This window comes from Pseudooceanicola profundi (genome assembly GCF_050897955.1).
Lineage (GTDB): Bacteria > Pseudomonadota > Alphaproteobacteria > Rhodobacterales > Rhodobacteraceae > Pseudooceanicola.
This window is the reverse complement of the sequence record NZ_JBPAXZ010000001.1, coordinates 3,314,869-3,339,072: the sequence shown is the minus strand read 5'-3', so window position 1 is coordinate 3,339,072 and position 24,204 is coordinate 3,314,869. Positions and strand designations below refer to the sequence as shown.

Annotated in this window: 17 protein-coding genes; 8 read left to right on the top strand and 9 right to left on the bottom strand. The window is 63.9% G+C overall.

Annotation, left to right across the window (positions count from 1 at the left end):
• Nucleotides 1-126 precede the first annotated feature (126 nt).
• Both ACRARG_RS16765 and ACRARG_RS16760 read right to left on the bottom strand, forming a co-directional pair.
• Complete coding sequence (locus ACRARG_RS16765; RefSeq protein WP_432691235.1) at nucleotides 127-816, bottom strand: anti-sigma factor; 690 nt, start codon at nucleotides 814-816, stop codon at nucleotides 127-129.
• Nucleotides 813-1,355: a sigma-70 family RNA polymerase sigma factor gene (locus ACRARG_RS16760; protein WP_432691233.1), complete on the bottom strand. Its 543-nt coding sequence runs from the start codon at nucleotides 1,353-1,355 to the stop codon at nucleotides 813-815. Before ACRARG_RS16760 ends, ACRARG_RS16765 begins: the two co-directional genes overlap by 4 nt.
• 136 nt (nucleotides 1,356-1,491) lie before the next feature.
• Between ACRARG_RS16760 and cobS the strand changes: the two genes are divergently transcribed.
• Nucleotides 1,492-2,475: a cobaltochelatase subunit CobS gene (cobS, locus tag ACRARG_RS16755; RefSeq protein WP_432691231.1), complete on the top strand. Its 984-nt coding sequence runs from the start codon at nucleotides 1,492-1,494 to the stop codon at nucleotides 2,473-2,475.
• Nucleotides 2,476-2,566: 91 nt separating this feature from the next.
• A complete protein-coding gene (locus ACRARG_RS16750; RefSeq protein WP_432691229.1) occupies nucleotides 2,567-3,139 on the top strand; it encodes a transferrin-binding protein-like solute binding protein in 573 nt (190 codons plus the stop codon).
• Nucleotides 3,140-3,338: 199 nt separating this feature from the next.
• On the opposite strand, the gene ACRARG_RS16745 is transcribed toward ACRARG_RS16750, so the two are convergent.
• On the bottom strand, nucleotides 3,339-3,932 hold the full coding sequence (locus tag ACRARG_RS16745) for an NADPH-dependent FMN reductase (RefSeq protein WP_432691227.1): 594 nt from the start codon (nucleotides 3,930-3,932) through the stop codon (nucleotides 3,339-3,341).
• A 465-nt stretch (nucleotides 3,933-4,397) separates the two neighbouring features.
• Between ACRARG_RS16745 and cobT the strand changes: the two genes are divergently transcribed.
• From cobT to ACRARG_RS16730, 3 genes are all read left to right on the top strand, one after another.
• Nucleotides 4,398-6,272 carry a cobaltochelatase subunit CobT gene (gene cobT / locus ACRARG_RS16740; RefSeq protein WP_432691387.1) on the top strand — a complete coding sequence of 625 codons (1,875 nt, stop codon included), beginning with the start codon at nucleotides 4,398-4,400 and terminating at the stop codon, nucleotides 6,270-6,272.
• A gap of 175 nt (nucleotides 6,273-6,447) precedes the next feature.
• Nucleotides 6,448-8,244, top strand: a complete 1,797-nt coding sequence (locus tag ACRARG_RS16735; RefSeq protein ID WP_432691225.1) for an aminopeptidase P family protein — start codon at nucleotides 6,448-6,450, stop codon at nucleotides 8,242-8,244.
• A gap of 72 nt (nucleotides 8,245-8,316) precedes the next feature.
• Complete coding sequence (locus ACRARG_RS16730) at nucleotides 8,317-8,658, top strand: DUF427 domain-containing protein (RefSeq protein WP_432691223.1); 342 nt, start codon at nucleotides 8,317-8,319, stop codon at nucleotides 8,656-8,658.
• Between the two features lie 123 nt (nucleotides 8,659-8,781).
• Here ACRARG_RS16730 and ACRARG_RS16725 read toward each other — a convergent pair whose 3' ends face one another.
• The gene (locus ACRARG_RS16725) at nucleotides 8,782-10,473 is read right to left on the bottom strand and encodes a chloride channel protein (RefSeq protein WP_432691221.1); all 1,692 of its coding nucleotides are present in this window, start codon (nucleotides 10,471-10,473) and stop codon (nucleotides 8,782-8,784) included.
• Between the two features lie 122 nt (nucleotides 10,474-10,595).
• On the opposite strand from ACRARG_RS16725, the gene ACRARG_RS16720 reads away from it, so the two are divergent.
• Both ACRARG_RS16720 and ACRARG_RS16715 read left to right on the top strand, forming a co-directional pair.
• Nucleotides 10,596-11,963, top strand: a complete 1,368-nt coding sequence (locus tag ACRARG_RS16720) for an FAD-binding oxidoreductase (protein WP_432691219.1) — start codon at nucleotides 10,596-10,598, stop codon at nucleotides 11,961-11,963.
• Nucleotides 11,964-12,064: 101 nt separating this feature from the next.
• Nucleotides 12,065-13,936 carry a bifunctional helix-turn-helix transcriptional regulator/alpha/beta hydrolase gene (locus ACRARG_RS16715; RefSeq protein WP_432691217.1) on the top strand — a complete coding sequence of 624 codons (1,872 nt, stop codon included), beginning with the start codon at nucleotides 12,065-12,067 and terminating at the stop codon, nucleotides 13,934-13,936.
• Between the two features lie 207 nt (nucleotides 13,937-14,143).
• On the opposite strand, the gene recN is transcribed toward ACRARG_RS16715, so the two are convergent.
• The 5 genes from recN to ACRARG_RS16690 form a co-directional block, all read right to left on the bottom strand.
• A complete protein-coding gene (recN, locus tag ACRARG_RS16710) occupies nucleotides 14,144-15,808 on the bottom strand; it encodes a DNA repair protein RecN (protein WP_432691216.1) in 1,665 nt (554 codons plus the stop codon).
• A gap of 60 nt (nucleotides 15,809-15,868) precedes the next feature.
• Nucleotides 15,869-16,726, bottom strand: a complete 858-nt coding sequence (locus ACRARG_RS16705) for an outer membrane protein assembly factor BamD (RefSeq protein ID WP_432691214.1) — start codon at nucleotides 16,724-16,726, stop codon at nucleotides 15,869-15,871.
• A 187-nt stretch (nucleotides 16,727-16,913) separates the two neighbouring features.
• Nucleotides 16,914-17,837, bottom strand: coding sequence for a UDP-3-O-acyl-N-acetylglucosamine deacetylase (gene lpxC, locus ACRARG_RS16700; protein ID WP_432691212.1), 924 nt, complete (start codon nucleotides 17,835-17,837; stop codon nucleotides 16,914-16,916).
• A 293-nt stretch (nucleotides 17,838-18,130) separates the two neighbouring features.
• Nucleotides 18,131-19,780 (bottom strand): cell division protein FtsZ, encoded by a 1,650-nt coding sequence (gene ftsZ, locus ACRARG_RS16695; protein WP_432691210.1) that lies wholly within the window; start codon nucleotides 19,778-19,780, stop codon nucleotides 18,131-18,133.
• Between the two features lie 444 nt (nucleotides 19,781-20,224).
• A complete protein-coding gene (locus ACRARG_RS16690; protein ID WP_432691208.1) occupies nucleotides 20,225-22,015 on the bottom strand; it encodes an Ig-like domain-containing protein in 1,791 nt (596 codons plus the stop codon).
• 539 nt (nucleotides 22,016-22,554) lie between these two features.
• On the opposite strand from ACRARG_RS16690, the gene ACRARG_RS16685 reads away from it, so the two are divergent.
• A complete protein-coding gene (locus ACRARG_RS16685; RefSeq protein WP_432691206.1) occupies nucleotides 22,555-24,165 on the top strand; it encodes a nidogen-like domain-containing protein in 1,611 nt (536 codons plus the stop codon).
• The last annotated feature ends 39 nt before the right edge of the window (nucleotides 24,166-24,204 follow it).

The window sequence follows — 24,204 nt, the reverse complement described above, 5'->3', positions numbered from 1 at the left end:
ATGAATTTAGTCTTACACTGCATTTTCGTTTTTGTGGGAGTCGCCTCCGTACCCAAGCGGATATAGGCTTGATGTTCGTGATGCTACATTAAACTGCCGTCAATGACCGTTTAATTAAGATTTGGGTCAAATTTCGCTCACTTCGCCTGTGGCGAGCACGGTCCCCGTCGGGGTTCCGGTTGGCGAGCCGCCGGCGGGTTCGTCGGAAATGGCCAGAACGGCGCCCGGCAATCTTGCCGCCAGATCGACCGGCAGCATGACGGTTTCACGCTGGGTCGCGTTGTCCGGCCAGACCAGAACCGAGACCGGCGCCTGATCGGGCACGATCAGCCAGAATTCAAGCGACCGCCCCTCCTGGGCGACGCCGCTGCGTTTCTGAATTTCCAGCGTTGCGCTGTCGACGTCATAAGCCGCTGAAAAGACATAGCTTTCGTCCAGCGCAGCAATGCGGGCCTGGAATTCCGGGGCGGCCGGCTGCAGAAGGCCCGAGCTCAGCACAACCCAGGCCAAAGCCGCCGCCGCAGCGCCGCCCAGGGCGTAGCCAAAGAAGCCGATGCCGCCGATCCGCCGGCGTTTGGGAGGGGCCAGGGCCGCCTCGATCCGGGGCCAGAGCCCGGCAGGGGGCGGAACCTCTGCGATCGGATCGGTCAATGACGCAAAATCCTCCGCCCATTCGGCGACCCGGGCGCGCAGAATTGCGTCGCCGTCCAGCCGCGCCTCGAAGCCGCGCGCCAGATCGGGCGGCAACAGTCCCAGAACGTATTCGGCCGCAAGTATACGGTCGTCGTCCTCGGGTATGTCTTGCGCCTCGCTCATTCCGACAGGCATTCCTTCAATTTGGCCAGGCTGCGGCGCAGCCAGGTTCGCATGGTGTTCAGTGGGACGGCAAAGCGTGCCGCCAGCTCCGCATAGGTTTCGCCTTCCAGATAGGCACGGCGTACCGCTTCCGCCCGATCCGGTGGCAGGGTTTCAAAGCAGGCGACGATCCGCGCGCGGTCCGACGTGGCCATGGCCAGCGCCTCTGGTCCCGGGGCTTCGGATACGATCTCCTCTGCCTCGTCAAGTCCGGACCCGGAGGCGCGGCGCGACCGGAGCCGGTCGATTGCGTGGTTGCGCGCGATCGTGATCAGCCAGGTCATCGGAGAAAAGCCACCGGCCCTGTATCGATCGGCATTGCGCCAGATCTTTATGTATATCTCTTGTATGGCCTCTTCGGTCTCTGCTTCCGATTTCAAGATACGCAGGCAGACCCCGAAGAGTTTCGCAGAGGTGTGACGATAAAGGTCAGCAAAGGCCGCGCGGTCCTGCCGCGCGGTTCTGTCGATCAGCGCCTCGATGTCGTCGCGTGTTGCCATTCCGTCCCTTCAGCCCAGCCCCGGCCCCGCCGGGCCGACGGGAGAAGCCAATTTTATCCTTTTCCTCCCCCGCGTCTTCGATATGTTGCGGGGCGGGCCGGCCTCAAGTCCGGCAATCAGAAAGGACATTCAGACCATGGCCGAGGGTATGACCGATATCAACGCTAAACCGACAGAGGATATTTCGGTGCGCGAGGTGTTCGGTATCGACACGGACATGATCGTGAGGGGCTTCGAGTCTGTGACCGACCGCGTGCCCGAAACGGACAGCACCTACAAGTTCGACCCCGATACGACTCTGGCGATCCTTGCAGGGTTTTCCCATAACCGCCGCGTCATGGTGCAGGGCTATCACGGCACGGGCAAATCGACCCATATCGAACAGGTTGCGGCGCGGCTGAACTGGCCCTGTGTGCGGGTGAACCTCGACAGCCATATCTCCCGGATCGACCTGATCGGGAAGGATGCGATCAAACTGAAGGACGGCAAGCAGGTCACCGAATTCCACGAGGGGATTCTGCCCTGGGCGCTGCGCAACCCCACCGCCATCGTCTTTGACGAATATGATGCCGGTCGCGCGGATGTGATGTTCGTGATCCAGCGCGTGCTGGAAACCGACGGCAAGCTGACGCTGCTCGACCAGAACGAGGTCATCACGCCGAACAAGTATTTCCGCCTGTTTGCCACGTCGAACACGGTGGGTCTGGGCGATACGACCGGCCTCTATCACGGCACCCAGCAGATCAACCAGGCCCAGATGGACCGCTGGTCGCTGGTCGCGACGCTGAACTACCTCAGCCATGATGCGGAGGCCGCGATCGTTCTGGCCAAGGCGCCGCACTATAATAATGAGAAGGGCCGCAAGCAGGTGAACCAGATGGTGCGCCTGGCCGATCTGACCCGGACCGCCTTCATGAACGGCGATCTCTCGACCGTCATGTCGCCGCGGACCGTCATCACCTGGGCCCAGAACGCGGAGATCTTCCGCAATATCGGCTATGCCTTCCGCCTGACTTTCCTCAATAAATGCGATGAGCTGGAGCGGCAGACCGTGGCCGAATTCTACCAGCGCTGCTTTGACGAGGAACTGCCGGAAAGCGCCGCCTCCTCCGCCGCCTGATCGCGATATGCGGCGGACGTTGACTCGTCTGGCCACTGCATTAAGCATGTGGGGGACGCACCGCGCCCCCAAGACAACAGGACTTAAAGTCATGACCGTTCTTTCTACCGCCAAGCTTTTTTCCGGCCTGTTTCTTGTGGCAGGTCTGGCCGCCTGCGGGTCCAGTTCCGAAGAAGACGTGACCTTTGCGTCGCTGGATGAGGAACGGGACGAAATTCTGACCGATCTGGCCGCTGCTTCGCCCACTCTGGACATGCCGACCAGCGGAACGGCCTATTATGAAGGCGTGGCCGGGTTCAAAGTCGGGTCTGCCGCCAGCTCTGTCGCGGATATGGATTTTCTGGCCGATGCGGCGCTGGCCGCGGATTTTGGTGCCGGCGAAATCGAAGGCGACTTTTACGATTTTCATGACACCAGCGGCAATTCCCTGACCGGGAATTTCAAGGTCGAAGACGGCGTCATCACGGATAACACCTTCTCCGCCGATGTGAACGGCTCCTATGTCCAAGACGGGGTGGTCGCCACGCTGGAGGGCACGACCACCGGCACCTTCCTCGGCGACGATGCAGAGCTGATCTCCGGCGATGTGACCGGCACGGTCAGCTATGTCGATGGCTCGACCGCGGATATGTTCGGCGACGTCTCGATGCGGGAAGACGACTGATCTCGGAAGCGCCTGCCGTCAACGCCCGTCACGACCGCCCATGCCAGCAGCCTGAGAGCTCTGACCGGCCAATCCGGGCCCGGCCATGTCAGCGCGCGCGTGCGGTATGATCGCGACTTTCCCGGCGCGGCGCCCGAGATAACAAAAGCCCCGGCGCATCCGCCGGGGCTTTTGCCTATTCGCTCAGGTGATCCGAAGATCAGGCCGACGCGTCGCGGGCGGTTTTGGTGGCATTGGCCCACCAGACCAGATCGTCCAGCGCGCCTTTGGCAGCGGGGGCGATATTGGCCTCGATATCGGAGAGAGGCTTGCCGCCACCCATCGGGTGCACGGCAAAGAAATCCGCACCGCCGATATGGACCGCACCGCGCACCGGCACCATCTGCAGCTCCACCGCGATCATGCGCAGATGCTCCAGCGCCCGGGTTGCCCCCATGGAGCCATAGGCAATCGCCGTCATCGGCTTGCGGACCCATTCGTTATAGGCCTGATCCAGCGCGTTCTTCAGCGCGCCCGTGATCGAATGGTTATATTCGGCGACGGCAAAGATGAATCCGTCGAATTCGCCGATCTTCTTCTGCCAGGCCACGGCCTTGGGGTCAGAAGACGGCATCCACATGTTGGAGGCGGGCTCGTTGAAGAGCGGCAGGTCAAAATCTTTCAGATCGACCAGCTCGACCTCCATGTCGGTGCGGGCCTTGGCCTGCTCCAGCATCCACTGAACAGGGGTGTCGGCCCAGCGGCTGTCACGGGTAGAGCCAACGATAAGGGCGATGCGGGGTTTCGTGGACATATGTCTCTCCTGTTGGATGTGTCCTGAATTCGTCATCCCGATATCGTCTGTTTCGCATGTGCAGAAAACGCCTGCCGCCGCACACGGGCTGTGCATCGCCGCGCAGGTGGTGCTGAAAGCCTGTGCGCGCCCTTGCACCCGCCGGCCTGCAACCGGTCCGGGGCGCAACAGCCTGCGCCCGGTCGGGTAACACCTCATTAACCTTGCCGGGGCACAACAACGTCAGGACCAGACCGCGCCCCGCTGCCCGGGGCGATAACCAGAACCAAAACCGGGAGTCCCAGCCATGCCCCTCTGTCGCCCTGTCCCCACCCCCGCCGTCGCCGGACTTGACCGATGACCCTATTCATCCGACCCTCTGTCTATGAAAAATCCGCACGCCCTGTCACCATGAGCGGGCTGGGCAGCCCCGCCCCCGGTCATCAGCACCTTGCCGAGACCCGCGCGGAGTGCTTTACCTCTCCCATGAGCAAGCAGAGCGACAACCCAGCCGATCCGTTCAAAAAGGCCCTGGCCGAGGCCACCAAGGTCATGGCCAATGACCCGGAACTGAACGTCTCCTATTCGGTCGATCCCTCGGGCACCTCGGGCGACAATATGCGCCTGCCGCAGGTTTCCCGGCGGATGACCAAGGATGAGGTGCTGCTGGCACGCGGCACCGCCGATGCGCTGGCGATGCACCGTCGCTATCACGATGCCTCGACCCATGCGAAATACGCCCCTGCCGGTCAGATGGCGCGCGACCTTTACGAGGCGATGGAAACCGCCCGCTGTGAGGCGATGGGCGCCCGCGACATGCCCGGCACCGCCGGCAATATCGACGCCAAGATCGGCGCGGAGGCGCGGCGGCTGGGCTATGAGGGCGTGACGCAGGCCGCCGATGCGCCGCTGTCGGCTGCCGCAGGTTACCTCGTCCGCCATCTGGCGACGGGCCGCGATCTTCCTGCAGGTGCCCAGAACGTGATGGAGCTCTGGCGCGGGTTTATCGAGAACCAGGCCGGTGGCCGGCTCGAGTCGATGTCGGACAAGCTGTCCGACCAGAAGGAATTCGCCCGTTTCGCCCGCCAGATCATCGAGGATCTGGGCTATGGCGACCAGCTGGGCGACGACCCGGACGGCTCCGACGACGAGGACCAGCAGGCGGAAGAAGACGGTCAGGAAGAAGAGGACCAGCCCGACAGCACCGGCGAGTCCGATGAGGAGGAACAGGCAGAGGCCTCGCCCGAACAGTCGCAGGACGACCAGCAGGACCCGTCGGAGGCCAGCGTGTCGATGGACGACATGGCCGAGGAGGAGATGGGCGAAGAGGCGGAGATGCCCGAGGGCGAGGCGCCCCTAGAGCCGCCCCCACCCCCGCCACCCTCGGAGGCGGATCCGAATTACGTCGTCTATTCCTCCGACTATGACGAAGAGGTCGCGGCTGAGGATCTGGCCGAACCGGTCGAGCTTGAACGCCTGCGCGCCTATCTCGACCAGCAGCTGGAGCCGCTGAAGGGCGCCGTGGGCCGCCTTGCCAACAAGCTGCAACGACGCCTTCAGGCCCAACAGAACCGCTCCTGGGAATTCGACAAGGAAGAGGGCGTGCTCGATGCCGGCCGCCTCGCCCGCGTCGTCGCCAACCCGACCACCCCGCTCAGCTTCAAGGTCGAGAAGGATATGGAGTTCCGCGATACCGTGGTGACACTGCTCCTAGACAATTCCGGGTCGATGCGCGGCCGCCCGATCTCCATCGCCGCGATCTGCGCCGATGTTCTGGCCCGCACGCTGGAACGCTGCTCCGTCAAGGTGGAGATCCTGGGCTTCACCACCCGCGCCTGGAAGGGCGGTCAGGCGCGTGAGGCCTGGCTCAACGATGGCCGCCCGCAACAGCCCGGCCGCCTGAACGACCTGCGCCACATCGTCTACAAAAGCGCCGACGCCCCCTGGCGCCGCGCCCGCGAGAACCTCGGCCTGATGATGAAGGAAGGTCTGCTCAAGGAAAACATCGACGGCGAGGCGCTGGAATGGGCGCATCGCCGGATGCTGGGCCGCCGCGAGGCCCGCAAGATCCTCATGGTCATCTCCGACGGCGCCCCGGTGGACGATTCGACCCTGTCGGTGAACCCGGCGAATTTCCTTGAAAAACACCTGCGCGACGTGATCGCCATGGTGGAAAAGCGCAAGCAGGTCGAACTGCTGGCCATTGGCATCGGCCATGATGTGACACGTTACTACAACCGTGCGGTCACCATCACCGATGTCGACCAGCTGGCGGGCGCCATGACCGAACAGCTCGCCGCGCTCTTCGACAGCGACCCCCGCGCCCGGGCCCGGATGGTCGGGATCCGGAAAGCTTCCTGAGCTTTTTCTTGCTGAAAATATCCCGGGAGGCGCGGAGGGCAGCGCCCTCCGCACCGCGCCTGCGGATGCAGGCGCAAAACATGATGTGCGCGCGCAAGCGCGCTCTGTTTGGAAAGAGCACTGGTCAGCGCCGGACTCTTCCGTAAACTCCGCCCTGCCTGATCAGGAAGATACCATGTTCCAGACGTTTGACACCGCCACCTCCCCGGAACAGGGGCCGCCCCGCCTCGCCGCGCTCAGGGCAGACATGACCCGCCTCGGGCTCGACGCGGTGCTGGTCCCCCGCGCCGACCGGTTTCAGGGCGAATATGTCGCCGACCGCGACGCCCGGCTGGCCTGGCTCACGGGCTTCACCGGCTCTGCGGGCTTCTGCGCCGTCACCGCGGACAAGGCCGCCGTCTTTGTCGATGGCCGCTATACCGTGCAGGTGCGCGAACAGGTGGCGCTGTCGGATTTCACCCCCGTGGACTGGCCCGCGACATCGCTGGCGCAGTGGCTGAAGCGCAGCCTGGCCGAGGATGCCGTGCTGGGGTTTGACCCCTGGCTGCATACGGTTGACGAGATCACCCGCCTCAGCCGCGCCCTGCCCCGGCTGGAGTTGCGCGGCATCGACAATCCGGTCGATGCGATCTGGACCGACCAGCCCGCCGCGCCCATGGCACCGATCTTTGCCCATCCGCTGGAATTCGCGGGCGAGGATCATGCCGCCAAACGCGCCCGGCTGGCCGATGAGCTGCGCAGCGCGGGAGAGGCCGCCGCGCTGATCACCCTGCCCGATTCCGTCGCCTGGCTCTTCAATATCCGGGGCGGGGATATTCCCCGTAACCCGATCCCGCATGCCTTTGCCCTGCTGCGCGCCGATGGCTCCGCCGTGCTGCTGACGGAGCCCGACAAATGCGCGGGGCTTGGTGATCATCTGGGGGCGGATGTCTCGGTGATGCCTCCCGACCAGCTGGCCGATCTTCTGGCCACCGTGGAGGGGACACTCCGCATCGACCCGTCGAGCGCGCCGCAGGCGCTGATTGCTCTGGCGGCGCTGGCGGGCGTCAACCTCAGCCATGGCGCCGATCCCGCGCGCCTGCCCAAGGCCATCAAGAACCCGGCAGAGCTGCAGGGGATGCGCGATGCCCATCTGCGCGATGCCGCTGCCATGTGCCGGTTTCTGGCCTGGTATGATGCCGCCGATCAGACCGCGCTCAGCGAGGTCGAACTGGTTGTGGCGCTGGAAGGCTTCCGGGCGGACACCAATATGCTGCGCGAGATCTCCTTCGACACGATCGCGGGCGCCGGGCCCAACGGCGCGCTGCCGCATTACAAGGTCAGCGCCGAGTCGAGCCGCCGTCTGGAAGAGGGTCAGCTGGTGGTGCTGGACAGCGGCGGGCAATATCCGGACGGCACGACCGATATCACCCGCACGCTGGTCGTGGGTCAGGCCGGGGCGGAGGAGACACGCGCCTTCACCCTCGTGCTGAAGGGCATGATCGCCATGTCCCGCGTCCGGTTTCCGCGTGGCGTGACGGGCGGGCATCTGGACAGCCTCGCACGGTATCCGCTGTGGCTGGCGGGGATGGATTACGACCATGGCACGGGGCATGGCGTGGGCGCCTATCTCTGCGTCCATGAGGGGCCGCAGCGGCTGTCACGCACGAGCGACGTGGCGCTCGAGCCCGGAATGATCCTGTCCAATGAGCCGGGATATTACCGGGAGGGCGCCTTTGGCATCCGGATCGAGAACCTGATCGTGGTGCAGGAGGCCGCCCCGGTGCCGGGTGGCGATGCGCGTGACTGGCTGGATTTCGAGACGCTGACCTGGGTGCCCATCGACCGGCGGCTGATCGACACTGGTTTGCTGAGTGCCGAGGAGCGGGAGTGGGTGGACAGCTACCACGCCGCCTGCCGCGACAAAATCGGCCCTCTGCTTTCGGGGGAAACCGCTGTATGGTTCGCCTCCGCGACAGAGAAACTTGATTGAATATGCGCGCCTGTCATCGGCATGTCATCAATGCCGGGCAGGTGAAATGCGCTGCAAGGGGAGAGCAGGGTTATGAATGACATCACCATCCGCAAGGCCGATGGCACCTGGACCGTCCGGTCCGGCGGCGCCGTTCTGGGCGAAAGCCGCAATGCGCTGGAATTGTCGGAGGGCAGCTATCCTGTTGTGATCTATTTCCCGCGGGAAGATATCGCGATGGCCTTTCTGGACCGGACCGATCACACGACCCATTGCCCCAAGAAGGGCGATGCGAGCTATTTCTCTATCGTGACCAAGAGCACGACGCATGAGAATGCGGCCTGGTCCTATGAGGACCCGCTTGAGGGGATGGAGCGGATCCGGGAGTATATCGCGTTTTACGCCACCGAATTCGTGACGGTCGAGCGGGTCTGAGAGGGTGGCGGGGGGCGTTGCCCCCCGGGCTCTTTCAGAGCCTCCCCCCAGGATATTTTCAGCAAGAAAAAGCCAAGAGCGGGTTGTTTCGGCGCCGGTCCGGCCTGGGCTGGCGGGCCGGGATCAGCTGTGTTCTTCCGCCGCGGTGGCGGCGAGGGCGCGGTTATAGGCGCGCAGCGCATCGACGTGGTAGACCGCGCCCAGCAGGTCGGGCGGCTGGTCGGCGGAGGTGAGTTGGACCACGGGCAGAAACGCAGCCCCGGTGCGGTCGAAGGCCGGCAGGGCGGTTTCGAGCGTGGCCTGGGCATCGAGATAGCTGCCCTCTTCGATCAGCTCCCAGCAGCGGGCCTCCGGCGCGGCGCGGTCATGGTCGGGACGGCGCATGATGTCGGAGACGCGGAACAGGGACAGCAGATAGGCCTGTGGCCCTGCCGCCAGATGCATGCCGCGGCGTTCGAGCTGGGTCAGGAAAAAGCTGCGGTCCACCAGACGGGTTCCGATGGCCGTCGAGATCGACACGGTCACCATGACGGCGAGGCCGGTGGCCCAGTCTCCGGTCAGCTCGAAGATCATCAGCGTGGTCGAGATCGGCGCGCCCAGCACCGCGGCCGCCACGCCGCCCATGCCGGCCAGCGCATAGAGCGAGGAGGAGCCGGAGACCTCGGGGAAAACGGAGGTGGCGATCAGGCCGAAGGACAATCCGGTGAGCGCGCCCAGCATGAGAGACGGGGAGAAGACACCGCCCCCCATGCGGCCGCCGATCGTGATCGCAACCGCGACGGTCTTGATCACGGCAAAGCCGATTGCCTCCCACATGCCGACGCGGCCGGTCAGGGCCAGGGAGGTCGTCTCGTAGCCGACGCCGATGATATGGGGAAACCAGATGGCGATGAGCCCCAGCAGGACACCGGCCACGGCGGGGCGCATATAGCGCGGGAAACCGGTGCGGGCCTGAATATGGCTGGCGATATCCTCGGCCGCGAAAATGGCCCGCATCAGGGCGCCGGCGACAATGCCGCAGACCGCGCCCAGCAGCAGAAACGCCGGAAGTTCCTGATAGAACTGGAACACGGAGGCCGTGGGCAGGGTAAATTCCGTCACGCCGCCGAATTCGAGCCGGTTGATCACCGTGCCCGCGACAGAGGCGATCACGATGGGGGCAAAGGCATGGATGGCGAAATGCCGGAGCACAACTTCCAGCGCAAAGAGCGCGCCGGCGATCGGGGCGTTGAAACTGGCGGAGACGGCGGCGGCCACGGCACAGCCCAGCAGATCCCGGCCGGTGATGGCATCGGCCTTGAGCCATTTCAGCACGCGGGAGGAGAGCACGGCCGCGAGATGCACCACCGGCCCTTCCCGCCCCGAAGAGCCGCCCGTCGACAGGGTTATGAAGGAGGCGGCGGCGGAGGCGAGGCCGGCCCTGCCTTCGACCCGGCCGCCGTTCAGCGCGGCCCCGTGGATCACATCGGCCACCGAGCGGACCCGGCCGTCGGGGGTGAAGGCATGCAGGATAAGACCGACGGCAAGCCCGCCAAAGGCCGGAATGGCGAGCACCCAGAACCAGGGCAGCCCCCCTGCCCAGCTGTGCAGAAGGGTGATGTCATCGGATCGGTAGAGGAAGGCCTGCAGCGCCTCGATCCCCTTGCGGAAGAACAGGGCGGCCGTGCCGGCGGCGATCCCGACCAGCAGCGAAATGATCCAGAACTGCGCCTGGTTGGGGCCGCGGGTGCGGATCACGGTCCAGCCGGAGCGGCAGCGGTCCGTCAGCCGATCCAGCCGGAGAGAGTAAGAGGCGCGGTCAGATGACGACGTCATGGCGGGACAATGGGTCCTGTAGCGTATCGATAGCCCGCTTATGCTAATGCGCTGCGCGGGCGACTTTCCAGTTTCGGTGCACTCACATAGAAACATTTGAACGGATTTGGGAAGGATACCTTATGGGAGTGGAGGCAATTTGGCCGGAACTGGTGGCATTGCTGGGCGATCGGGTGACGCGGGCCGAGGCAGAGCGCGGGGCGCATGGCGGTTCGGAATCCTATTTCGAGCCCATGCTGCCGGATGCGGTGGCGTATCCGGCCACGACAGAAGAGGTGTCGGCGCTGGTCAAGCTCTGTGCCGGGGCCGGCGTACCGGTGATCGGCTGGGGCGCGGGCACGTCGCTGGAAGGGCAGGCTCAGGCGCCAAGCGGCGGGGTGACGGTGGATTTCCGGCATATGAACCGCGTCCTGTCGATCTCTCAGGGGGATCTGACGGCGCGGGTTCAGCCCGGCATCACCCGTGAAGAGCTGAACGAGGAGCTGCGGGCGACGGGGCTGTTCTTTCCGGTCGATCCGGGCGCCAATGCCTCTGTCGGGGGGATGGCCGGGACGCGGGCCAGCGGCACCACGGCGGTGCGCTATGGCACGATGCGGGACAATGTCATGGCGCTGGAGGTGGTTCTGGCCGATGGCCGGGTGATCCGGACCGGCAGCCAGGCCCGCAAATCGGCGGCGGGATACGATCTGACCGGGCTGTTCGTCGGATCGGAGGGCACGCTGGGCCTGATCACGGAGCTGACTTTGCGCCTGCATGGCCAGCCCGAGGCGGTGACCGCGGCGGTCTGCGGTTTCGACACGATCCGCGATGCGGTTCAGGCCGTGACGGAGACCATTCAGATGGGCATCCCGATGGCGCGGATCGAATTTGTCGATCATGCCACGGTGGAGGTGTTCAACGCGCAATCCGGCGCCGGCATGGCAGAGATGCCGCATCTGATGGTGGAGTTTCATGGCTCTCCCTCCGCTGTTGAGGAACAGGCCAGAAGTTTTGGAGAGATCGCGGCCGATCATGGCGGGCACGGCTTTGTCTGGGCGGCGGATGCGCAGGAACGCCGGGCGCTCTGGACGCTGCGCCACAATGCCTACTGGGCCATTGTGGCTGCCCGGCCGGGGACGCGCGCCGTGGTGACGGATATCTGCGTTCCGATCTCGCGTCTGGCGGAGGCGGTGGAGGCGACCCAGGCCGATCTTGAGGCGAAGGGGATCCGCGGGCCGATCCTGGGTCATGTCGGAGACGGCAATTTCCACGTCATCCTCCAGTTCGACCCGTCCAGTCCGACAGAGCTGGAGGAGGTCAAGGCCGCGTCGCACCGCATGGTGGACCTGGCGCTGCGACTGGGGGGGACGGTCACGGGCGAACATGGGATCGGCATCGGCAAGCTGGGCTTCATGGATCGCGAACATGGCGATGGCTGGGCTGTCATGGCCGCGATCAAACAGGCGATGGATCCGGGCCGCATCCTGAACCCCGGCAAGATTGTTCCCTAGGCTGGCGCGATGCCTTTTGGCGTCAATTGTGTTGATTTGAAGCCTCCGGCACCTTAACTCATCGGGATCGCAGTGATGCGGACGCAGTCTTGGGGGACGACGTGAAGCATTTTCTTTCGGAAGACGAGGCTGAGGCCGAGACCGGTGGGTCGCTGACGGAAGAGCTTGCGTCCCTGCAGACCGAGGTTCTGGACCGGCTGTATGGCACGGCGGTCGATCCCGATACGCTGGGCGATCTGGTCGAGCATTGGGAAACCCTGGTGCGCCCCAACCGCCGCCGCCCGTCGCATATCCGGCAGGCGGTGCTGGAACGGGCGGGGGTGATCCGGCACGTGGCCCGGCTGGAGCAGGTTCTGGAGCGGACGCTGACCGTCCGGTCCGCGCCGCCGGACCAGGACAAGGTCCTGCGGCTGAGACGGACGCCGGCCTTCAGCACGGATGGAACGGGTGTCATCCATTCCGCCAATGATGCGGCCCGCTCGACCATTGGCGCGGTGGCCGGTATGGCCCTGACCGCCCTGCCCTTCCACCCAGAAGACATGGCGCGGCTGGCGGCCGAGGTTCGGGATCTGATCTCGGACGGGGCTGAGGCGCGCGAACGTCATGAAGATGCCGCCAGCACAAGGCTGATCCGCGCGCGCCGCTGCCGTGATGACCGGCTGGTCTTTCTGCATCTGCGCCTGATGGAGGATGCACAGCCTCTCAGGCAGGTGCTTGTCCTGAGTTCTGACATGAGCTGGTCGGACCAGGCCTATAAGCTGCTGACCGATGCGTTTGGCCTGACGCCGGCAGAGGCGGATGTGGTTGCGTCACTCACCGAATGCGGATCCGTCAAGGATATTGCCGCGCGGCGCGGCCGGTCGGTCGAAACGGTCCGCAGTCAGATGAAATCCATCCTGGCCAAAACCGAGGCCCGCAATCAGAGCGACCTCATGCGGCTGACCATCTCTCTGTCCGATCTGGCACTGTTGCCGGGGTCGGAGGCGATGCCTTCCCGGCAGGATACCGTCGGGCCGCGGATCAGCCGGGGCGGACAGCAGCTGATCGCGCGGCGGTATCACAGTATCGCGCGCCCGGATGGCCGGATCGTCGATTATCTTGAGTTCGGCGACCCCGACGGCCGGCCGGTCATCAATACGGGGTCCAATTTCGGATATTGCCGCTGGGCCGCGCAGGCCGAGGAAAAGGCCGGTGATCTGGGGATGCGGGTGATTTCGCCGATCCGGGCCGGCTTCGGAGGGTCCACGCCGCTGCCGCAGGGCGCCGACCGGCTGAGCGCTGTTGCCGAGGATTACGCGGCGCTGATGGACCATCTGCAGATTGCCCAGGCGCATTTTGTTGTCGTCGATGCAGATCTGATGTTTGTGGCGCGGCTGAACACGCTTTTTCCCGGACGGATCGCCGGTGTGCTGGGCTGTGCCATGGCCCTGCCCTTCAGCAAGGCCGCCCAGTTCGACCGGATGGGGCCCTGGCACAGGTTCATCCTGGGCACGAGCCGGTACGTGCCGCAGATGCTGCCGTTTCTGGCACGCGCCGGATTTGCCATGGCCCGCAGTCTGGGCAAGCCCGGATTCATCCGAAAGGTCTATGCCGGGTCCCCGGCCGATTGCGCCCTGTCGCGCGATCCGCTGGCGATGGAGGCGGTGGAATCGGGCACTGACGTCGTCCTGACAGCGGATTTTGATGCATCCCGGCATTACGCAACCGAGATGCTGACCGTGCATGCGCATGGCTGGGCAGAGGACGTGCCGCGGCTTCTGGATGCCGTGCCGGTGATCGATCTGGTCGGGACCGAAGACCAGTCGATGCCGCCCGAAACCGTGCGCGAACTGACAGAGGCCTATCCGCAGGTTTCGTTCCGCTCCGTGGACCGGGCCGGGAACTTTCTCATTTTCCAGAAATGGCCGCTCATGCTGGCGACCTTGGAGGAAATGATGACAGAGGCCGCGGCAAAGACTGAGGTCGGAACGTAACGTAACTAACGAGATTATCACCCCTTTCCCCCAATTTGGGTATGACGCCCAAGCGCGCCATGTCGTAGGGTTAACCTTAGTAAGGGGTATGATGTTAGGCTCTGGGTCATGCGTTCATGGCCCAGAGCTTTCCCTTTCCGGACAATGACTTCCCGTCCGGTTCTGCGGGCCGGCAGCGGGGCATTGGCGGCGCATCACCCCGGCGGGTCAGACCCGCGCTGTTCCGCTTTCCAAGAGAGATTTCGCCGCGGCGCGGGCTTCTGTCGTAACCCGGTCGCCGGAGATCATCCGGGCGATTTCGTCAATTCGATCCGCGCCGCGCAGGGCCGTCACCGCTGAATAGGTCACGTCATCCTGCACCCGTTTCGACACCTGCCAGTGGTGCGCCCCAAGCGCGGCCACCTGCGGTGAATGGGTCACGACGAGCACCTGCCCCCCCTCGGCCAGCCCGGCAAGCCTGCGGCCCACGGCATCGGCCGTAGCGCCGCCGACGCCGCGGTCGATTTCGTCGAAGATCATCGTCATGGTCGCCTGATCCCGGGCCAGACAGACCTTGAGGGCCAGCAGAAACCGCGACAGTTCCCCGCCCGAGGCGATCCGGTTGAGCGCGCCCGCCGGGGCGCCGGGATTGGTGGCGACGGTGAAGGTCGCCTCTTCGGTGCCGTCGGGGCCCGGGGTGGCGGGGCTGAGGTTGGTGCGGAACACCGCCCGCTCCATCTTGAGCGGCGCGAGTTCCTGCATGACGGCGCGATCAAGGCGGGCCGCGGCCTCTGTCCGGGCCTCGGAGAGGGCTTCGGCGGCCAGGGCAAAATCGGTCTGCGCCCGGCGGGCGGCACGGTCGAGCGCGGCGAGATCGCCCTCGCCCTGATCGAGCCGGGTCAGCCTGTCGCGCAGCGTATCGGAAAAAGCGGCCAGATCATCGGGCGCGACCGAATGTTTGCGGGCAAGGCCGCGGATCGCAAAGAGCCGCTCTTCGGCCGCCTCAAGTTCATAGGGGTCAAAGTCCAGCGCATCGAGGCAGCGGGTGACGCCGTCGGCGGCCTCTCCCAGTTCCGTCATGGTGCGGGAGAGTGCGGCCAGCGCCTCGTCCAGCCGGGCGTCCATCTGCGCCGCGGCCCCGTCAAGCCAGCGCTGCGCATCGGTCAGCAGACCTTCGGCACCTTCGGGGCCCAGAGCGGCGGCGGCGCGGGCGACATCCTCCCGCACCTTTTCGGCCGATTGCATGAGGCGGCGGCGGCTGTCAAGATGCGCCTCCTCGCCCGGTTCGGGGGCGAGCTTGTCGAGCTCTGCCACGGCGTGGCGGAGGAAATCCTCCTCCGCCTTGACTTCGTCCAGGCCGGCGCGGGCCGTCTCCAGCGCCTTGCGGGCGGTTCGCAGGTCCCGCCAGGCGCTGCGGGTCGCCTCGATCAGGTCGGGCCGGTCCATAAATGCGTCGAGAAGCGCCCGGTGGCCGCGCGGGTTCAGCAGGCCGCGATCGTCATGCTGTCCGTGCAGTTCGACCAGCGTTTCGGACACCTGACGCAGCACCTCGCCAGAGGCGCGGCGGTCGTTGATCCAGGCGGTCTTGCGCCCGTCGGGCATATTGATGCGGCGCAGGATCAGCTCTTCTTCGGCGGGGATCCCTGCCTCGGCCAGCACGGCAAGGGCGGGGTGGCCATCTGGCAGATCGAAGACCGCGGTCACTTCGCCCTGCTCGGCCCCCTGACGCACCAGATCGGCGCGGCCGCGCCAGCCCAGTACAAAGCCGAGCGTGTCGAGAAGGATGGATTTTCCGGCGCCGGTTTCACCCGTAAGCACATTGAGACCGGGCTGGAACTCTAGCTCCAGCCGGTCGATGATCAGCATGTCCCGGATGTCCAACCCGCGCAGCACCTTGCCCCTGCCCTCTGTTCGGCCTGTGGAACGATGGGTGCGATGCACCCATCGGCCCGGTCACAGCCACTTGCCCTGAATCATCTGACGATAAATCGCGGAGAGCCAGTTGCGGCCCCGGACCTTTGGCTCCAGCCCCTGCCTGGTCAGCAGGCGATAGCTGTCTTCGTACCATTCGGTGGACTGAAAGTTGTAACCGAGGATCGCCCCGGCGGTCTGCGCCTCGTCCGTCAGGCCCAGCGACAGATAGGCTTCGACCAGACGATGCAGCGCTTCGGCGGTGTGGGTGGTGGTCTGGAAATCCTCCACCACAACCCGGAACCGGTTGATCGAGGCGGCAAAATGATCGCGCTTGAGGTAGTAGCGCCCGATCTCCATCTCCTTGGAGGCGAGATGGTCGAATGCCAGGTCGAATTTCAGAATGGCAGAGCGCGCATAGTCGCTGTCGGGATAGCGTTCGATCACCGTGCGCAGCGACTGCAGCGCCTGGAAGGTCAGACCCTGATCGCGGCCCACTTCGTCGATCTGGTCGTAATAGGACAGCGCGAGGAGATACTGCGCATAGGCGGCATCCTCGTCCGTCGGGTAGAAATCGAGATAGCGCTGCGCGGCAGAGCGGCTGTTCTCGTAATCCTTCGCGTTGTGATAGGCGAAGGCGTTCATGATCAGCCCGCGCTTGGCCCATTCGGAATAGGGGTAGAGACGCTCAACCTCTCCGAAATATTCGGCCGCGCGTTCGAATTTCCTGCGATTCATCTCGTATTCACCGCGGCCGTATATCTGTTCCGCAGTAAAGGATTCGATCGGGCGCCCGTTCGCGCCCAGCCCGTCGCTGGAGCTGTTGCCGCATGCCGCCAGGGCCGCTGCCATGGTCGTTGCCATGGCCAGCACTCTGGCCCGACGCATTCCGCCTGACATGATTGACTTCACCACTGGCCGCCCCGTCCGTCTTTTTTGACTTTCCTGTATCGCGCGGCCCCCGCCGGGGGCGGAGGACCGTGCGGTCCACATGGGTCTAGCATATAAAATCCGGGGGGCAAATTGCCTTTCGCCACACAGGCGGAGCGTTGAATTCGGTTGCAAATCGGGGCGCGCCCGGTTCCGGTCAGGCGACCGCCGGAATCTCCAGCTGGCTGACGCCGGCGCCAGGCAGGCTGGCCGTCTGACGCGGATCACAATCCACGATCCGCAGGTTGCGCGGATCGGCAAAAAGCGCCCGAAGCAGCGTGTTGGTCAGGCTGTGCCCGGCCCGGGTCCCGGTGTAGAGCCCCAGGATCGGGCCGCCGGCCAGAGCGAGATCGCCAAGCGCGTCCAGCATCTTGTGGCGCACGGGTTCGTCGGCATGGCGCAGACCGCCGGGGCTGGTCACGGCCGCCCCATCAAAAACAACGGCATTCTGGCCGGGAATACCGCCCATGGCGAGGCCCTGCGCCTGCATCGCGTCAACGTCGGACTGGCGGCAGAAGGTCCGGCTGTCGCAGAGTTCGCGCACGAAGGTACCGTTGCGCATCACCAGACGTTTGGCCTGATGACCGATTGCGGCATCCTCGAAATCGATCTCGAAGGCGATTTCCATGACGCGGTTCGGGTCAAGCCGGGCGATGGCGTCGCCATTGCGGACCTCGACCGGGCGCAGCACTTCGATGGCGCGGATCGGCGCCGACTGGACCTGAAGCCCGCGCGCGAGGAAGCCTTTGACGAAGGGCATGGCAGAGCCGTCGAGGATCGGAACCTCGGGGCCATCGATTTCGATAAACGCATTGTGAATGCCGCAGCCGGCAAAGGCCGCCATCAGATGTTCGATGGTGGAGACCGACGTCCCGGCAGCATTTTCGATCTTGGTGCAGAGCGGCGAGCGGTTTACCGCGTTCCAGCGTGCAGGCACCAGCGCGTCGCCGACGTGAATGTCGGTGCGGCGAAACCAGAACCCGGTATCGGCGGATGCAGGGCGCACGACAAGACGGGCCGGCCGGCCGGTATGCAATCCGGGGCCGTTGAATTCGACAGGAGCTTTCAGCGTCTTTTGCACGTTGACCTCGCTTTGCCGGGCTTTGCTTGTCCTGTTGGTGCCGGAACATCCGGCGCCGAAGCATCCTGCCCGCAACCGGGGCTGGCGGACTTCGCCCGTTGATCATTAGGTAGAGGCTGTGCCGCGTTCGCTCAACTCACTCTTTGCAACGAAATGAAACATGCGACTGTCAGGGTTCGTCAGGGTCAGCCGCCGTGTGAAGAACGCCTGTTAAAACGTTGTTTTACATAAAAAAGAGGCCGCTGTTACGCGGCCTCTCTTTTCACGTGTGACTTTGGGTCAGCCTTGCCGGATCAGTTGGCCTGACGACGCAGGAATGCCGGAATCTCGATCCGCTCCTGGTCTGCATCGGCCTCCGCTTCGGCGGGGCGGCGCGGCTCGGACGGGCGCATCGTCGGCTGATGACGCGGTGCCGGCTGGGGGGCCGGGCGCGGTGCGGCGGCGGCGGCCGGCTTGGCCTCTCCCGTCATCCGGTTGATCAGGGAGTTGATGCCGAAACGGGGCTTTTCCTCGCTCGCGGTGTGTTCCGCGGGGCGCTGATGCTTTTTGTTCACGGCGGCCTGAAGGCGGGCCAGCGTATCGGCATTGGGCTCGCCCGTCTTGGCGGACGGCGCAACAAACTCGTCGGCCGCGCGGGCAGCGACGGTTTCCTGAGCCGGCGGCTGGACGGCCTGCGGACGGTAGGCCGGGGCGGGAATGCTCTCTTCTTCCGCGCTGTCCTCATACTCTTCTTCATATTCGGCAAAAAGCGTCGGCTCTTCTACCGGACGTGCGACCGGCTGAGGTGCGGGGCGCGCCGCCTGCGGTTCGTATTCGGCCGCGTTGAACACCGGGACATCGGCTTCGACCTCTGCCTCACGCTCCGCAACCACGGCGGCCGGGCGTTCGGCCGCAGGCTGGGCCGGTTGCGCCGGTTCAACCGGGGCGGCGACGGCGTTGGTCCGGCGACGCGGGGTCGGAATTTCCCGCGCATCGTCAGAGACATCGATGCCGGTGGCGACGACGGAGACGCGCATCTTGCCCTGCATGTTCGGGTCGAGGGTCGAGCCGACGATGATGTTCGCCTCCGGGTCCACTTCTTCGCGGATACGGTTGGCGGCCTCGTCCAGTTCAAAGAGGGTCAGGTCTTCGGAACCGGTGATGTTGATCAGCACGCCCTTGGCGCCGCGCAGCGAGATCTCGTCCAGCAGCGGGTTGGCGATGGCCTTTTCGGCGGCCTGGATGGCGCGATCTTCGCCCTCGGCCTCGCCGGTGCCCATCATGGCTTTGCCCATCTCGTCCATCACCGCACGGACGTCGGCGAAGTCGAGGTTGATCAGACCGGGACGGACCATCAGGTCGGTCACACCTTTGACGCCCTGATAGAGCACGTCATCGGCCATGGAGAAGGCTTCGGTGAAGGTCGTCTTCTCGTTGGCGAGGCGGAATAGGTTCTGGTTCGGGATGATGATCAGCGTGTCGACCATCTTTTGCAGCGCTTCAACGCCTTCCTCGGCCTGGCGCATCCGCTTGGCGCCTTCGAACTGGAAGGGCTTGGTCACGACGCCGACGGTCAGAACGCCCAGCTCCCGCGCGGCCTGCGCGATGATCGGGGCGGCGCCGGTGCCGGTGCCGCCGCCCATGCCTGCGGTGATGAAGCACATGTGGGAGCCGGCCAGCTGATCCACGATCTGTTCGATCGATTCTTCGGCGGCGGCAGCGCCAATGGCGGCCTTGGCCCCTGCCCCCAGTCCTTCGGTGACCTTGACGCCCAGCTGAATGCGGCTTTCCGCCTTGCTCTGCTGGAGGGCCTGCGCATCGGTGTTCGCCACGACGAAATCGACGCCATCCAGCGCCTTGTCGATCATGTTGTTCACCGCGTTGCCACCGGCGCCCCCGACGCCGAATACAGCAATGCGTGGCTTCAGTTCGTCCTGTCCCGGAACCGAGAGATTGAGTGTCATGGTGCTATCCGCCTGTTGGCCGCCTTCGGACGGCATTTGTCGTGCCTATCGTTGTTCAACATACCGCGAGTTTATGCCGAGGTCATCAATAAAACACGCTGTTTCTACAGAATATACGGTCTATTCTTGGAAGTTACGCAGGATATTGCCGTTTTATCCATGGATAGTCCATATTTATTCTTGCAAACCGCAACCGTGAGTTGAGGGCTCCCGGCGCAATTCCACGAAATTGCGTCCCCGTGCATGCCGGTCCCGGCCTCGATTCTGTGCAAGTCTGCTCTCGCGTCAAAGGATGGCCCTGTTCCGAGCCTTTAACCGATTCTTAGCATATTCGGAGAGGTGGCGCCATAATGCCGCCGGTTGCCCGCCCGAGGGGCCGGAAAACGAACTGCGGCCGGGCGTGGGGCCCGGCCGCAGTCTTGTTTCTCAGTCTTGGCGACCGGATCAGGTCATCGGGATCAGCATGTCGGTGAAGATCATGCCGGACACCGCGTCGTAATCCGTTTCGCTGAAGTTGCGCAGCAGGATGGACCCGCCGCCGTCGATGTCGACCAGCGTATGGTTGCCGGTGAAGCTGACGGAGGCCATGGCGCCGTCCAGATCGATCAGGTCGAGACCGCCTTCGAAGCCGAAGACCACGTCGTCACCGTTGTTGAGCGTATCGAGGACCAGCACATCGGCATCACCATCGCCAAGCAGGCCAGTGCCCAGCTTGAAGACGTCGTCGCCCAGACCCAGCAGCATGGTGTCCATGCCGTCGCCGCCGACCGCGAGGTCTTCGCCATCGCCGGAGTCGATATAGTCGTCGCCGTCGCCGCCTTTGGACACGTCGTTGCCGTCACCGCCCATGATGTCGTCGTCGCCGCTGCCACCGGAGAGGTAGTCATCGTCGTCGCCGCCATCCATGGAGTCGTCGCCGGCGCCGCCAAATGCGATATCGTCGCCTTCGCCGCCTTCGATTTCGTCATCGCCGTCGAGGCCAAGGACGGTATCGTCGCCCGTTCCGCCAACGAGGGCGTTGTCGTTCGCGTCGCCACGGATCCGCTCGCCATCGGAGGGCGGCGGCGGCGGGGTATCGTCGCCTTCGACCTCGACGGTGACAACGGCCGTATCGGTCAGATCGCCATCGGTGATGGTATAGGTGAAGGTGTCGGTCCCGGTGAAGCCGGCTGCCGGCGTATAGGACAGGCTGCCGTCGCCGTTCACGACCACGGTGCCGCCAAAGACGGAAACCGCATCAGCCGAGACGACGGACAGCAGGTCGCCATCGGGGTCGATGTCATTGTCCAGAACGTCCAGACCGATCAGCGGCGTGCCTTCGCTTGTGACGTAATCGTCGTCACGCGCATCGGGGCGGTCGTTCTCTTCGGAGTCGACCACCGCTTCGCCAACGATGTTGAAGCCGGCAAAGAAGATGTTGTCGTCGTTGGAGGGGTTGGACGTGGTGACCGTCACGCCGGTATCGCCGTTCAGCAGGAAGGGCGAGTTGTCGGCGCCATTGCCCTGGGCGAGATCGTAGAGTTCGTCATCGGTGCGCGGGTTGCTCGGGCCGACGTTCGGGTCGGTCGGGTTGGCCGGATCGTCGTCCAGACCACCAATGGTGATCAGGCCGCCATTGTTGGTGTCCCCGTCATCCTGGCCGCCGGCAGAGCTGGTCAGGCGACGCCCGTCGATATCGACCAGCGACCGCTGGCCACCGCCGCCGAGCTGATAGCCGAAGCCGATCCCGAGGGACAGCAGCGCCTCGAACCCTTCGACTGTCGTGTCGATCGGTTCGGGGAAGGAGACGGAGAAGGTGTCGCCGGAGAAGTCGGAGTAGCCATCGGCGAAGATGATCGCGCGCTCTGCTTCATCGGGGTTGGAATAGACGACAACCAGCGCATAGCCGTCGACATCGTTTTCTTCGACGTCGGAGACTTCGATCTCGAAGCGGGTGTCGCTGCCGGAGCCGACCTCGGACCGGATCAGCGAGGTGACATCGGTGCGGAACGCCTGCAGGAAGCCGGGCGAGCCGAGCGGCGTGAATTCTGAGGAATCGATGACTGTGCCTTCGACGGTCACGTCACCGGCGTAATCATCCGTGGAATAGGTCGTTGCGTAGAGGAACGCCGCCTCGACATAGGAACCTTCGGGGACTTCAACCTCGATGATGCCGCCATCCGTACGGGTGCCGCTGACGCCGTCCAGTGACCAGTTACCATTACCTTGGAACGTATAGTTGACAGAAAGGGACATGGTCCTCTCCTCCAATTCGATGTGCAAAAAAGCCCCCGACGGAGGCATGGATCAAAATTTGTTCAGCTCTTAATCAAGCTGGTTAAACGTTACTTAACGGAAGGTGCGGGCACAACACTTTTTCGCCATATTCTGTGAATACGAAATTTTTTCGTATGGTGTTGAAATAAATGACTAATTCTCATTTCTCTACCTATGGTGGAATTTATAGTTTGTCCCTAAATCGTAAACAGTGGCAGGATTTCGGAGGGAGACTCGCGTTAGCGTAAACATTCCCCTCACGGAATTCGTTAACGCAATTGTCCCGGCAATTTCCGCATAATGCTGCGCTTGCATTGTGGACATTCCGCGCAGCAGCATTCGGCTGTCACGGCACTGGAATGGCACTGATCTCCGGAAAATTCGGGGCGCTTTTGCGGATGGTACCCCGCTTTGTCCAGTGGCTGACAAAATTTGTCAGTTCGCGATCCAATGATGACGGCCTACCAAAAGTTATCGCGTAACCATTTTTCTGGAGAATTCCCATGACGGCCCCATCCATGATTAACGACCTCGGCGGAGATTACGGTTTCGGTACCGAGTTTCTGGATCGCAACGACGATGGCTCGACGTCCGAGATCGACATAACATCTATCTTTGAAAGCGGTTTGAACTTCTTTGGAGCGACCTACACGTCGCTTTTTGTAAATAACAACGGCTCTGTCACATTCGATGATGCCCTGTCGCAATATACGCCGGATACGATTTCCGGCGGCACCGTGCCGGGCTTCTTTCCCTATTGGGGCGATGTCGATACGCGGAGCCCGATGCAAGATGGCAGCCCGGGCGGCACGTCCCAGGGCACCAACCTGGTCTGGTATGCGCTGGACGAGGTCAATGACCGCATCGTCATCACCTGGGATGACGTCGGCTTCTTTTCCAGCAATACCAGTCTCGTAAACTCCTTCCAGCTGATTATCGAAGACGTGTCCGATGCGCCGGGCCGGTCCGCCGGCGACGCGGATGTCACCTTTATCTATGAACAGATCGACTGGACCGCCGGCGATGCTTCGGGCGGATCAAACGGGCTTGGCGGCACTGCGGCACATGCGGGCTTTTCGGCCGGGAACGCGGAAGGGACATATTTCGAACTGCCGCAATCCGGATTCGAATCGGAATTGCTGGAGCTGGAGAACACCCCCGGCAATGGCGGAGAGACCGGGATCTGGTTTTTCCAGATCACAAATGGCGATATTGAACTGTCTGCACCCATTGCGCGCAACGACGATGTCACAATCGCCGAAAACGGGTCGGAGATGTTCAATGTTTTGGCAAATGACACCGATCCGGATGGCGATGCCCTGTCGATTGTCAGCTTTGATGCCAGCGGCCTGTCGGGCGTACTGACCAATAATTCCAATGGCGATTTCGAATATACGCCGGCGGAGGGCTTCGTGGGCACCGAAACCTTCACCTATGTCGTGACGGACGGTGTCTTTGAGGATACCGCGACAGTGACCTTCACGGTTGAAGAAGGCGAGGATACGCCCCCCTCTGCGGAAGATGGTCTTCGCATCCGCGGCACGGGCGTCGATGACGCGCTGAATGGCGGTGCCGGCGACGATACCGTCCTGGGTCTGTACGGCGATGACGACATTTTCGCCGCCGGCGGGGACGATCTGATCTTCGCAAGTTTCGGCGACGATTCGGTTGACGGCGGCACCGGGGCCGACAGCATCAATGGCGGCGAAGGTGATGACGAGCTGACCGGCGGGTCCGGCGATGACCGGCTCAAGGGTCAGGATGACGATGACGTTCTGGACGGCGGGCTGGGCGACGACAGCCTGTTCGGCGGGACGGGATCGGATGAGATCCTCGCCGGTTTCGGAGACGACATGATCCACCTTGGTGTCAGCATGCAGGGCGATGGCGATGCCGACCTGATCGTGATCGACGTGGCCGATACCGGCGATGATACGGTAAACGGGTTTGATGCCGGCATCGACATGATCGACCTGAACGGCGCGGTGGCCACGGTCAGCTTTACCGGCGCGCATACGCTGGTGGAGATCGACGGCGGCGGGTCGCTGTTGCTGCGCAACTTCGATCAGGCAGAGTTCGATGCGATCGGCGGCAATATCTTTGTCGATCCGCTGCTTGCCATGGGCTGATCACGCCCTCCCCCGCGCCGGGCAAGTCCCGGTTTCAGA